The organism is Micromonospora sp. NPDC053740, assembly GCF_040677775.1.
GTDB classification, from domain to species: domain Bacteria; phylum Actinomycetota; class Actinomycetes; order Mycobacteriales; family Micromonosporaceae; genus Micromonospora; species Micromonospora alfalfae.
Genome location: NZ_JBFASO010000001.1, coordinates 678,510 through 690,300 on the forward strand (window position 1 = coordinate 678,510; position 11,791 = coordinate 690,300).

The 11,791-nt window shown below is 69.6% G+C and carries 10 protein-coding genes; 7 read left to right on the top strand and 3 right to left on the bottom strand.

Going from position 1 to position 11,791, the window contains the following annotated elements:
- Nucleotides 1–85 precede the first annotated feature (85 nt).
- Entirely contained in the window at nucleotides 86–505 is a 420-nt protein-coding gene (locus AB0K35_RS02990) for a VOC family protein (protein WP_238667886.1), read from the bottom strand.
- Nucleotides 506–765: 260 nt separating this feature from the next.
- Here AB0K35_RS02990 and AB0K35_RS02995 point away from each other — a divergent pair, with 260 nt between their 5' ends.
- Nucleotides 766–1,953 carry an amidohydrolase family protein gene (locus tag AB0K35_RS02995; RefSeq protein ID WP_238667887.1) on the top strand — a complete coding sequence of 396 codons (1,188 nt, stop codon included), beginning with the start codon at nucleotides 766–768 and terminating at the stop codon, nucleotides 1,951–1,953.
- Between the two features lie 13 nt (nucleotides 1,954–1,966).
- On the opposite strand, the gene AB0K35_RS03000 is transcribed toward AB0K35_RS02995, so the two are convergent.
- Nucleotides 1,967–2,401, bottom strand: coding sequence for a glutaredoxin domain-containing protein (locus AB0K35_RS03000; RefSeq protein ID WP_363883348.1), 435 nt, complete (start codon nucleotides 2,399–2,401; stop codon nucleotides 1,967–1,969).
- Nucleotides 2,402–2,753: 352 nt separating this feature from the next.
- Here AB0K35_RS03000 and AB0K35_RS03005 point away from each other — a divergent pair, with 352 nt between their 5' ends.
- The 4 genes from AB0K35_RS03005 (at nucleotide 2,754) to AB0K35_RS03020 (ending at nucleotide 8,458) form a co-directional block, all read left to right on the top strand.
- Nucleotides 2,754–4,175, top strand: a complete 1,422-nt coding sequence (locus AB0K35_RS03005; RefSeq protein WP_363883350.1) for a family 43 glycosylhydrolase — start codon at nucleotides 2,754–2,756, stop codon at nucleotides 4,173–4,175.
- 140 nt (nucleotides 4,176–4,315) lie between these two features.
- A complete protein-coding gene (locus tag AB0K35_RS03010) occupies nucleotides 4,316–5,893 on the top strand; it encodes an RICIN domain-containing protein (protein ID WP_363883763.1) in 1,578 nt (525 codons plus the stop codon).
- Between the two features lie 119 nt (nucleotides 5,894–6,012).
- On the top strand, nucleotides 6,013–6,537 hold the full coding sequence (locus AB0K35_RS03015; protein ID WP_357360364.1) for a hypothetical protein: 525 nt from the start codon (nucleotides 6,013–6,015) through the stop codon (nucleotides 6,535–6,537).
- A gap of 100 nt (nucleotides 6,538–6,637) precedes the next feature.
- Nucleotides 6,638–8,458: an RICIN domain-containing protein gene (locus tag AB0K35_RS03020; protein WP_363883352.1), complete on the top strand. Its 1,821-nt coding sequence runs from the start codon at nucleotides 6,638–6,640 to the stop codon at nucleotides 8,456–8,458.
- A gap of 69 nt (nucleotides 8,459–8,527) precedes the next feature.
- On the opposite strand, the gene AB0K35_RS03025 is transcribed toward AB0K35_RS03020, so the two are convergent.
- Nucleotides 8,528–9,793, bottom strand: a complete 1,266-nt coding sequence (locus AB0K35_RS03025) for a PHB depolymerase family esterase (RefSeq protein WP_363883354.1) — start codon at nucleotides 9,791–9,793, stop codon at nucleotides 8,528–8,530.
- A gap of 159 nt (nucleotides 9,794–9,952) precedes the next feature.
- Here AB0K35_RS03025 and AB0K35_RS03030 point away from each other — a divergent pair, with 159 nt between their 5' ends.
- Nucleotides 9,953–11,092 carry a sensor histidine kinase gene (locus AB0K35_RS03030; protein ID WP_363883356.1) on the top strand — a complete coding sequence of 380 codons (1,140 nt, stop codon included), beginning with the start codon at nucleotides 9,953–9,955 and terminating at the stop codon, nucleotides 11,090–11,092.
- Nucleotides 11,089–11,751, top strand: a complete 663-nt coding sequence (locus AB0K35_RS03035) for a response regulator transcription factor (protein WP_363883358.1) — start codon at nucleotides 11,089–11,091, stop codon at nucleotides 11,749–11,751. The genes AB0K35_RS03030 and AB0K35_RS03035 overlap by 4 nt, the downstream gene beginning before the upstream one ends.
- The last annotated feature ends 40 nt before the right edge of the window (nucleotides 11,752–11,791 follow it).

Here is an 11,791-nt window from a genome sequence, read left to right on the forward strand (position 1 = left end):
TCAGCATGATGCCAGGCGGGTACGACGAGAGGACGCCAGGTGAGCCTGTGGCTCGCCCTGTCGGCACTCCGCCGCCGCCCGACGGTCAGAGGCCCTGCCCCACCTCGACCAGGTAGCCGTCCGGGTCGCGCAGGTAGCAGCGGATCTCCGTTCCGTGGTCCTTCGGCTCGGTGAGAAAGTCCGCGCCCCGGGACTTCCACTCCTCGTAGAGTTTCCGAATGTCCCGGACCCGGAGGTTCATCGCGCAGCTCAGGGTGTTGGAGTCGGACGGCGCCTTGGCCTGCACCGTCGGCTTGTCGTCCGTCGGACCGCCCTCGACGTTGATGATGATGTAACTGTTGAAGAACTTCATGATCAGCGGGCTGCTCTCGTGGACGCAGGTCGCCCCGAACACCCGCTCGTAGTACTCCCGGGACCGCGCCAGATCGCGAACGATCAGCAGGGTGGCGAGGAACATGCCGTCCTCGGGCTCGAAGTAGTCGGGTGCCGGGTTGGCCAGTGCCATGACCGTCCTCCTGTCGTCGCCCGTTCAGCACGAGAAGTCGGGCGGCGTCGTATCCCCCGCAGATGGTGGTGAAAACGCCACTGCGGCGGGTGATGTGCCGACCGACCCACCAGGTGCCGACCCGGCTGGGGGATGGCGTATCGCTCTGGCGAGGGAGGCCGGGCCGCCTACGGCGATGCGATGGTCAGGCCATGAGCGGTGGCCGCCGAGGGACGAGGGCGTCGGTGGTGGCGGCTGTGGCCAGGCGGGGTGAGGTGACGATGACGAAGCATGCTGTCCGGGTGGCCCGGATGTTCGACGGCGAACGGCTCGTCGACGGCGGAGTGCTGGTCCTGCTCGACGAGGGGCGCATCGCCGGGGTGCACCGGGGTGGCGCCGAGGCGCCGGAGGGCTGGTCGGTACGTGAGGAGCCGAGCGGCACTCTGCTGCCCGGTCTGGTCGACGCGCACGTGCACCTGTGCGCCGACGCCGGACCCGACGCGCTCGGCCGGCTCGCCGATCGTCGCGAGTCGGACCTCGACGCGGTCGTCGAGGCGTCGCTACGTACGCACCTGGCGGCCGGCGTCACGACGGTCCGGGACCTGGGCGACCGGCGTGACGCGGTGCTGCGTTGGCGGGACCGGCGGGTGCGGGACGACCTTCCGACGGTGGTGGGGTCGGGCGCACCGCTCACCAGCGTCGGCGGGCACTGCTGGTCGTTGGGGGGTGAGGCGAGCGGTGTCGACGGGCTTCGTGAGGCCGTGCGTCTGCGGGCGGCGGCCGGTGCCGATCTGGTGAAGGTGATGGCCAGCGGCGGGGTGTTCACCCCGGGCACCGACACCACGAGACCGCAGTTCACCGACGAGGAACTGACCGCCGCACTGACGCAGGCCCACGATCTGGGCCTGCCGGTGACCGCGCACGCGCACGCGCTCAGCGCTGTCGAGCAGGCGCTGCGCGTCGGCGTGGACGGCATCGAACACTGCACGTGCGTTACGGCGGCCGGCGCCCGTGTCCCCGCTGAGCTCGCGGACCGACTGGCTGCGTCCGGGGTGGCGGTCTGCGCCACGCTCGGCACCGACCCGGCCGTGGTCACGCCGCCCGAGGTGGTGGCGATGGCGGCGCGGGCCGGGCTCAGTGAGGCCGCGCTGCGCGACGGCGTTGCCACACTGCATCGGGCCGGGGTCCGCCTGGTGGCCGGTTCGGATGCGGGCCTCGGCCCCGCGAAGCCGCACGGGATCCTGCCGGAGACGCTCGTCGAGTACGTGGGCTGCGACATTCCCGCCACCGTCGCCCTCGCCTCGGCCACCTCGGTCGGCGCCGAGGTGTGTGGTCTGGGGCGACGCAAGGGCCGGGTCCGCCCCGGCTTCGACGCCGACCTGCTGATCGTGGACGGCGATCCGACGAGCGACATCACGGTGCTGCGCCGTCCGCTGGCCGTGTACCTCGCCGGTGACCTCGTGAGGTGAGGGTGTCGACCGGTCAGGACGAGCGGAGCTGCTCGCGGAACCAGGCCCGGTCGGGGTTCACGACGGCCCGATCGCCGAGCACGACGGTGGGCACCGTCTCGTTGCCGCCGGCCACCGCCCGGACGGCTGCGGCAGCGGCCGGGTCGCGCCAGATGTCCACCCAGTGCGCCCGCCGGGCGAGCCGGCCGAGGGAGAATCGCAGCCGCAGGCAGTAGTGACAGCCGGGACGCCAGTAGACGATCGGCCGGCCGTCCACCGCGCTGGCCCGCTGCGCTTCGGCGGCGTTCACCGGGCGGGGAAAGGCCCACGGTGACAGCAGCAGCGCCAACACCAGGAAGACCAGCAACTCGACGCCGCCGACGACGGACAGACCGGCGGTCAGTTGGGTCACCGCCACCAGCACGCCGCACACCACCATCAGGATCGCCAGCATCCACCGTCGCAGCACGTCGAGGACACTACCTCCACGTACGCGACGGCCGCTGTTCCGGCCAGGTGAGGAACCATCGCACCTTGACAGGTATCGATGTTAACGCCAACATGAACTCCGCCACCTGGTGGCAACGCCACAGTCACATTCCCAGCCCTTCGCGCCTCTCCCCCGGTCCTGCCCGACGTCGCCGCTCGGCGTCGACCGGATCGGCTACGGCATCGCCGCGGCGCTGAAGGTGCTGGTCAATGGCCGTTCCCAAGCTCGCGGAGGACAGATGCCGCTGCCATCCCCTCGAACCGACCCGAACACCCGTCGGGCCGTCCACCGGGGGCCTGCCGGCCACGGTGTCCCTCGGCGCCTGCGGTCGATGCTGGCCGCGGTGTTGGTGCTGCTGGCCGTGTCGGCCGGCCTGCCCATGGCCGCACCGGCGCACGCCGCGCCGGCCGTCAACTACACCAACCCGTTGGTGAACCAGCGGGCCGATCCGCACATCTTCCGGCACACCGACGGCTACTACTACATGACCGCGACGGTGCCGCAGTACGACCGGATCGTGCTACGCCGGGCGACCACCCTGCAGGGGCTGGCGACGGCAGCGGAGACGACGATCTGGAGCCGCCACACCAGCGGTGAGATGGGCGCCCACATCTGGGCCCCGGAGATCCACTTCATCAACAACCGGTGGTACGTCTACTTCGCCGCGGGCCGCACCGACGACGTGTGGCGGATCCGGATGTACGTGTTGGAGAACGCCAACGCGAATCCGCTGGCCGGCTCGTGGACGGAACGCGGCCGGATCACGACACCCTGGGACACCTTCAGCCTGGACGCCTCGACCTTCGTCGCCAACGGGGTGCGCTATCTGACCTGGGCACAGCAGGAGCCGGCGATCGGCAACAACTCCAACGTCTACCTCGCCCGGATGGGTGCCAACCCGTGGCAGATCACCGGCACCGTGACCCGGCTCGTCGTGCCGACGTACGACTGGGAGACCCGCGGCTACCGGGTTGCCGAGGGACCGGCGGTGATCCAACGAAACGGCCGGATCTTCCTGACCTACTCGGCCAGCGCCACGGACGCCAACTACTGCCTCGGGATGCTGAGCGCCTCGGCCAGCGCGAACCTGCTCGACGCCGCCTCCTGGAGCAAGAGCCCCAGCCCGGTGTTCGCCAGCAACGCGGCCACCAGCCAGTACGGCCCCGGCCACAACTCGTTCACCGTCTCCGAGGACGGGCAGAGCGACATCCTCGTCTACCACGACCGGAACTACCGCGACATCTCCGGCGATCCGCTCAACGACCCGAACCGACGCACCCGACTACAGAAAGTGTACTGGAACGCCGACGGCACCCCGAACTTCGGCATCCCGGTGCCCGACGGGGCCACACCGGTGCGGCTGCGGTCACATGACCAGGCCAACAGCTACATCCGGCACTACGACTACCGGGCCCGGATCGAGCCGAACGTGGCCAACCTGGCCGACTCCCAGTTCCGCATCGTCACCGGCCTCGCCGGCGGTGGATCGGTGTCGCTGGAGTCGACCAACTTCCCCGGTTACTACCTACGCCACCGGGGCTACGCCCTGTACGTGGAGAAGAACGACGGTTCGGCGCTGTTCGGCGGCGACGCGAGCTTCCGTCGTCAAGCCGGCCTCGCCGACAGCGCCGGGATCTCCCTGGAGTCGCAGAACTTCCCGGGTCGCCACGTGCGCCACCGCGACGGACTGCTCTACATCGAGGCGGTCAGTTCGAGCGCCGAACGCGCCTCGGCCACCTTCCACCTGGAGTAGGCGCCCGCTGTCGTCGACACCCGTCCAGGTACGCCCGCAGCCCATTCCAGCCAGGAGGAGCGATGCCCTTCACCAGCACGAGAAGACCGTCCGGCAGTGGGTCGACGCGTCGCGGCCGGCGTACGGGCCTGGTGCTCGCCATGATCACCACGCTGGTCGGCGCGGCCGGTGCCGCCCTGGTCGGCGCGCCGCCGGCAGCGGCGGCGACCATCGACACCAACGCCTACTACGTCCTGGTCAACCGGAACAGCGGCAAGGTCCTCGACGTCCGGGACACCTCGACGGCAGACGGCGCGGTGATCCAGCAGTGGTCCCGTAACGACGGCGCGTGGCAACAGTTCCAGTTCGTCTCCTCCGGCAGCGGCTACTACCGCCTCAAGGCCCGGCACAGCGGCAAGGTCGTCGACCTCTGGGAGTGGAACACCGCCGACGGCGCCGAGTACCGCCAGTTCTCCGATGCCAACGGCGCCAACCAGCAGTTCCAGGTCCTCGACTCCGACAGCGGTTACGTCCGGCTGATCAACCGCCACTCGGCCAAGGCGCTTGAGGTCTGGGAGCGGTCCACCGCGGACGGGGGCCGGATCAGTCAGTACGCCGACCTCAACGGCCCGAACCAGCAGTGGCAGCTGGTGGCGGTTGGCGGCGGCACGCCACCGACCACCGGCTGTGGCAGCGGGTCGAGCAACGCCGAGGCCGTACTGAGCGGAGGCACCTGGACGGCCCGCAACGGCTCGTCGACTGTCTACTCGGGCGCGGACATGCTGTCGGCGATGCAGGCGGCGGTCAACTCGCTCTCGGCGGGTCGTACGTCGAAGCAGCGGGTGGTCGTTCGCGGCTCCGGCTCGATGAGCGCGGGCTCGCGGTTGTCGCTGCCGTCGTACACGACCCTTGCCGTGTGCGGCACGATCAACGTGACCGGGTCGGGCTCGGGTGACCAGGCCCCGGTGTACTCGCGGGGAACCACCGACGTCGAGGTGCAGAACCTCACGCTGACCGGATCGCCGCTGTACGGGATCTTCATGCGCAACGTGAACAACCTGACCCTCGGGCAGATCGACATGCGGCTCTCCGCGGGCCTGGGTGTGCGCATCGACAACCACGGTGGAGATCGGGCGGTCAAGGTGCGCAACATCCGCATCGACAACGTCTACGTGTCGGGGACCGGTACCCACGGGGTGGAGACGTACGGCGTGGACGGTCTGACGATCGGCACTGTCACGGCCCGGAACACCCGGGACTCCGGCCTGCTGCTCAACGACACGATCAACGCCACGATCGGCACCGTCGACGCGCAGGGCGCCGGGGCCGGCACCGGGTACGCGGCGTTCCGGATGGCCAACCGCAACGGCCGGGTGGGCAACTCGTACCCGACCAACATCCGGGTCGGCACCGTGCTCGCGTCCGGCGGTGGCCGGGGGATCTTCTGCGTGTCCGAGTCCGGTGGCGCGGTGATCGACCGGGTGACGATCTCGAACACGGGCAACAACTCGATCCTGGTGGAGAACTGCTACAACGTCGTCATCGCCGGGGTCTCCGGGACGGTGACGGGCGGCGGCGAGGTGCGGATCGCGGCCCGGAGCGAGTTCCCGATCTCCTCTGGCATCCGGTTCCAGAATCTGACGGTCAGCGGCACCAACATCACCCAGAGCCCCTGCGGTGGGGCGAACAACACGATCAGCAACGTCACGAGGGTCAACTCGACCCTGACGTGGTGTTGACCCGGTGAGGAGCGGCCGTCCGGGTTGGGGCGGCCGCTCTCGGTCGGATCGTGGTTGGCGCTTCGGTCCTGGCCGGTCGTGGGTTTCGTCGGCTGTCGCTCGCGGGTAGCGGATGGTCCATGAACCGCAATCTCGTCAAGGCTCTCCAGGTCGCGTGGGAGTTGCCGGAGTTCCGCTCCGGGGTGCGACACGTCGTCGATCTCGAGGAGATTGCGGGGCTGCTGGCCACACTGTCCGTCCCGGACCATGACCACGAGGTGGAGCGCAGCCTGCTGAGCCTGCTGCGGTCCGCCCTGGACACTGTCGAAATTCGGGAAGCGGTCTTGCTGCTGCTGGAGCAGGACGAGGTGCGCAGGCCGCTCGTCGCGGCGGCGGTGGAGCCGCTGGCGGACCGGCCGGGTCAGGCTGCCGCCATCGCGTCCGCGGCGGAGGATCCTGTGGTGCGGCGTGAGGTGCGGGCGGTGCTGGCCAGCGCCAAGGTGCGTGAGCTGATCTGGCAGGCGATCGAGAACCAGCTGAGCGACAACCGGCTCGGCCTGATCCGCCGGGCGGCGGTGCTGTTCGTGTGGCACCCGCGCGTCCGGCGTCTCGCGTGGGCGGTGCGCCGGCACGGCGTGTTGCGGGAACTACGCCGCAAGCAGTGATCCACACCCGCCGATGCCAGAGGCGTAACAATTCTGTTAGCGTTAACAGTTATGACGATCAATCGGGGCCGGAGTGGTCGTCGGGATCACGGTCAACCCCGTGACAGCGCAGCAGACCGGTGCCGACCGGGCCAACGGCGCCGAGAAGGCGCGCACCACCACCACCCAGGAGGACACGACAATGACGCAAGATCAGAATGAGCAGGTGACCGGCGAACGGAAAACGCTGACCCGGCGAACCGTTTTGACGACCATGGGGGCCGTACCGGTCGCAGCGGTAGCGACGGTCGTGGGGGCCACCGAAGCCCTTGCCGCACCGGCGAGCATCAACCCGTCGGCAACGCGGCAGACGATCCGAGGCTTCGGCGCCATGGCCCACGCGGCCTGGATCGGCGACCTGACCGCTGCCCAACGGGACACGGCGTTCGGCACCGGCGAGGGCCGACTCGGGTTCTCCCTGCTGCGGATCCCCGTCAACGAGAACCAGGCGGACTGGAGCCGCGATCTGGCGACCGCGCAGCGCGCTGTCGCCCTCGGAGCCACCGTCTTCGCATCGCCGTGGAACCCGCCGGCCAGCATGATCGAGACCTTCACCCGCGGCAACCAGACCAACGCGAGGCGGCTCCGATACAGCTCGTACGGCGCCTACGCCACGCACCTGAACGACTTCACCGCCCACATGCGCAACAACGGGGTGAACCTGTACGGCATATCGGTGCAGAACGAGCCGGACTACGCGGCCGAGTGGACGTGGTGGACGTCCACGGAAATGCTCCGGTTCCTGCGGGAGAACGCCGGCTCGATCAGCACCAGGGTCATCGCACCGGAGTCCTTCCAGTACGTGAAGTCAGTGTCGGACCCGATCCTCAACGACTCCGCGGCACTCGCCAACGTGGACATCATCGGCGCCCACCTCTACGGCACGTCGTACGCCAACTTCCCCTACCCACTCTTCAAGCAGAAGGGCGCGGGCAAGGAACTCTGGATGACGGAGGTCTACTACCCCAACAGCAACACCAATTCGGGTGACGCCTGGCCCGAGGCGCTCGACGTGGGGGAACACGTCCACCGCGCCATGGTGGACGCGGAGTTCCAGGCGTACGTCTGGTGGTATCTCCGGCGCAGTTACGGCCCCATGCGGGAGGACGGCCAGATCAGCAAGCGCGGTGCCATGATGGCGCACTTCGCCAGGTTCGTCCGCCCAGGGCACGTACGCATCGACGCGACGGCGAACCCCGCGTCGAACGTCTACGTCTCGGCGTACCGAGGTGGCGACACAGTCGTCATCGTCGCCATCAACAAGAACACCTCGTCGGTGAGCCAGCAGTTCACACTGTCCAACGCCACAGCCTCCGGCAGTGTCTCGAACTGGCTGACCGACGGGAGCAGGACCGTCGCACCCCAGGGCGCGCTCAGCATGTCGAACGGCTCGCTCACCGTCACGCTGCCCGCCCGAAGCGTGATGACCTTCGTGACCAGCGTGAGCGCCACCACCCCCGGCGACACCTACAAGCTGGTGAACGTCGACACCGGCCTGGTGCTTGGCGTGCAGAACATGTCCACCGCCGATGGCGGCCTGGCGGTGGTGTGGGGTGACAGCGGCACCGCCGACCACAACTGGGTCCGGATCACCGACGGCAGCGCGTTCCGGTTCCGCAACGTCAACAGCGGCAAGGTCCTCGGCGTCGAGAACATGTCGACCGCCGACAACGCCCGCGTCCTGCAGTGGAGCGACAACGGCACCGCCGACCATCGCTGGACCCTGGTGGCCAACAGCGACGGTTCCTACCGGATCCGTAACGTCAACAGCGGCAAGGTGCTCGCCATCCTCAACGGGTCCAGCACCTGGGGAGCCCAGGCCGTCCAGTACGCCGACAACGGCAGCACCAGGAACAACTGGCGCCTGACCCCGGTCGGCTGACAGTCACCGGCTCCGGGTCGACCTCCACGGCCGGCCCGGAGCCGTGCTTCCGCCTCGCCGACCAGCAGATCACCGACGGCGGCGGGCCATCCACTGCCAGATGTGGGTGCCGTTGAGACTCGGGTCGTTGCGGGCCACGTAGATCCAGGACCAGTGACCGGGGAACTGGTAGCCGTCCCAGACGACGTGGTCGTACAGGCTGATCAGTGATCCCGGGATGAGGTCGTGGGCGTGGATCGTGTTGGTCTCGGGTGGCACCGTGTCGTCGTCGCGCGAGGTGACCAACCAGGTCGGGGTCCGAATCTGCGCCAACTCCGCGTCGGTGATCAGCGGCGGGCCCTCCCCGCTGAGCGGCTCGACGACACCGCAGATCGGCACCGAGGCGGCGAACAGGTCGGGGTAGGTCGAGGTCATCTCCAGGGACATGTAGCCGCCGTTGCTGCAACCGACCACGTAGATCCGGTCCGGGTCGACACGCTCGCGGCGTACGAGGTCCCGGATGATCTCGCGGATCAGCGGGGCGAACCGGGGGCCGTCCTCCATCCAGTAGGAGGTGCTCTGCGGAGCGACGACGTACGCGCCGGAGAAGATCCGCTGGGCCTGTGGGGTGGCGAAGCCGAGCGCTCCCCGGTTGGCGCGCAGCGTGGTCTCGTTGTCGTAGTAGTCGTCCGGCAGCGAGGCGCCCTCGCCGCCACCGTGCAGCCAGACGATCAGCGGCCGCCGGCCGTGCCGGGGCGAGTGGTCGGGCGAGTACAGCCGGTACTTCATACCCGAGCCCGAGACGTGGTAGCTGAAGGCGTCTACCTCCGGGTTCGACAGCCCTGCCTGCACGAAGCGGCTGATGGTCACCGGCGAGCCGTGACGTCGAACGATCGGGGTGTTCTGGGTGATGGTGTAGACGAGGTCCAGCCGGACGTTGCGGCCCCTGCTCAGGATGTAGCCGAGGGTCCCACCGCCGGGTTGGCCCTCGGCGTGGCTCAACTCCAGCACGATGTTGCCGTGCCGGTCGAGCCGGGCCGCGGTCACCGTGCGGTCCAGGTCGTACTCGCTGAAGATCTGGTCGCCGGTAGCGATCGGGATCGGGCTGGTGGCCTTGGCGTGCACTGTGAACGTGCCGGGGGTCAGCCCGGCCGGGTCGATCGACCCGAGCCGGCGGGTGTCGAGGGTGACCGAGGTGACCTGCTCACCGCCGTCGAGCGTTGTCGCGTCGAGGGTGAAGCTCACGCTGGTGGGATGGTTTCCACCGGCGTGGGCGGCGACGCCGGGCAGGGCCAGGCCGATGGCGGCACCGGCTCCACCGGCCAGGACGGTGCGACGAGTGACGGACGTGGACATGCGGCCCCCGATACCTTGCGATGTAGAAGCTCATCGATGGCATCTCAACGTAACGTCGCGGAGATCCGCTGGCAACCGCTGCCGTCACGGCCACCCGGTGGTCACCGGTCGTACTTTGGGAGGATCTGGAGTCGCACCACCGTTCGTACGATGGATGCCATGCACCCTCGCCTGCGCGCGGTGTTTGCCGAGCCGCGGGTCTCCCCCACCCCGACCCGGGTGTGGCGCGACTGGGCGGTGATCGCGGTCCTCGCGCCGGCGATCGTGGTGGAAGGAATCTTCCGACCCGATCTGCCCTGGCGGGTGGGCTGCGTCGTCGTCGCGCTCGCACTGCTGCCCACGATCCTGTGGCGGCGGACCAAACCGCTCGCGATGGTGGCGATCGCGTTCGGCTGCACGACTGTCGCCCCGTACGTGCTGCCCGGTGATCCCTGCCAGCTGTTCACGGCGAGCTTCCTGGTCCTGCTGGCCTACGCGCTGTTCCGCTGGGGTTCCGGCCGGGACGCCGTGCTCGGTTCGTTCTTCGTGGTGGCCAAGGTGACCGCCGCCGGCCTGGTCGGCTCGATCGACGGTGGCGAACTGGTCGCCGGCTTCGCGGTGATGTTCGCCGCCGCCACGCTGGGTGTCGCGATCCGCTTCCGCGCCGCCGCCCGACTGCGCGAACTCGACCAGGTGAAGCTGTTGGAGCGGGAACGGCTCGCCCGTGACCTGCACGACACGGTGGCCCATCACGTGTCGGCGATGGCGATCCGCGCCCAGGCCGGCATCGCCGCGTCGACGAGCCAGCCGGGTGCCGCCGTCGAGGCGCTGCACACCATCGAGGCCGAGGCGTCCCGGGCGCTTGCCGAGATGCGCGCGATGGTGCGTGTAATGCGCCGCGACCAGCCCGCCGACCTGGGGCCCAACCCGCAGGTCGCCGACATCGAGCGGCTCGCCGGCCAGTTCCGCACCGGGCCGGCCGTCGACGTGGATCTGCGCGGCGACCTCGGCGACCTGCCGCCCACTGTCGGCTCCGCGCTCTACCGGCTGGCGCAGGAGTCGGTCACCAACGCCCGTCGTCACGCTCGCCACGCCACCCGCATCGAGGTCAGCGTCGCGGCCGACGACACGACCGTGCGGCTGCGGGTCAGCGACGACGGCGAAACCGGCGCCGCCCGCCCGACCGGCTTCCCCGGTTTCGGCCTGGTGGGCATGATGGAGCGCGCGGACCTGCTCGGCGGCACCTGCCAGGCCGGCCCCAACCCCGACCGCGGGTGGACCGTCACGGCCGTGCTTCCGCGGGAGGGGGTCGGCGCGTGACGGTTCGCGTGCTGGTGGCGGACGACCAGGAGATCGTCCGCACCGGCCTCACCATCATCCTGAACACGCAGCCCGGCATCGAGGTCGTCGGTGGGGCCGGCGACGGCCGGCAGGCGGTCGAGCTCGCCCGGCGGCTCCGACCCGACGTGTGCCTGTTCGACATCCGGATGCCGGGCATGGACGGCATCGAAGCCACCAGGGCGCTCGCCGGGCCGACGGTCCCGGAGCCGCTCGCGGTGGTCGTCATCACGACCTTCGACCTCGACGAGTACGTGTACGCGGCGCTGCGAGCCGGCGCCCGCGGCTTCCTGCTCAAGGAGGCCGGTCCCGACCTGCTCAGCCAGGCCGTGCACGCCGCCGCCAACGGGGACGCGCTGATCGCGCCGAGCGTCACCACCCGGCTGCTGAAGGCGTTCGCCGACGCCGATCCGGCCGCGCCGCGCCAGCAGCCCGTCGAAGCGCTCACCGACCGGGAGGAACAGGTCCTGGTCGCCGTCGCGCGGGGACGCACCAACCAGGAGATCGCCGACGAGCTCTACATCACGTTGAGCACTGTCAAGTCGCACGTCACCAGCCTGATGACCAAGCTGGGGGTGCGTAACCGGGTCGAGGTGGCGATGTGGGCGTACGAGACCAACCGCCGCCGACGGCACTGGTGAGCGCCGGAAGTACGACGACGGCGTGCGACCATGGGCCGAC

Bases quoted from the DNA above. Each gene is read 5' to 3' on its own strand.
- AB0K35_RS02990 (WP_238667886.1), bottom strand. From the start codon at position 505: ATGGCACTGGCCAACCCGGCACCCGACTACTTCGAGCCCGAGGACGGC.
- AB0K35_RS02995 (WP_238667887.1), top strand. From the start codon at position 766: ATGACGAAGCATGCTGTCCGGGTGGCCCGGATGTTCGACGGCGAACGG.
- AB0K35_RS03005 (WP_363883350.1), top strand. From the start codon at position 2,754: ATGCTGGCCGCGGTGTTGGTGCTGCTGGCCGTGTCGGCCGGCCTGCCC.
- AB0K35_RS03010 (WP_363883763.1), top strand. From the start codon at position 4,316: ATGATCACCACGCTGGTCGGCGCGGCCGGTGCCGCCCTGGTCGGCGCG.
- AB0K35_RS03015 (WP_357360364.1), top strand. From the start codon at position 6,013: ATGAACCGCAATCTCGTCAAGGCTCTCCAGGTCGCGTGGGAGTTGCCG.
- AB0K35_RS03025 (WP_363883354.1), bottom strand. From the start codon at position 9,793: ATGTCCACGTCCGTCACTCGTCGCACCGTCCTGGCCGGTGGAGCCGGT.
- AB0K35_RS03030 (WP_363883356.1), top strand. From the start codon at position 9,953: ATGCACCCTCGCCTGCGCGCGGTGTTTGCCGAGCCGCGGGTCTCCCCC.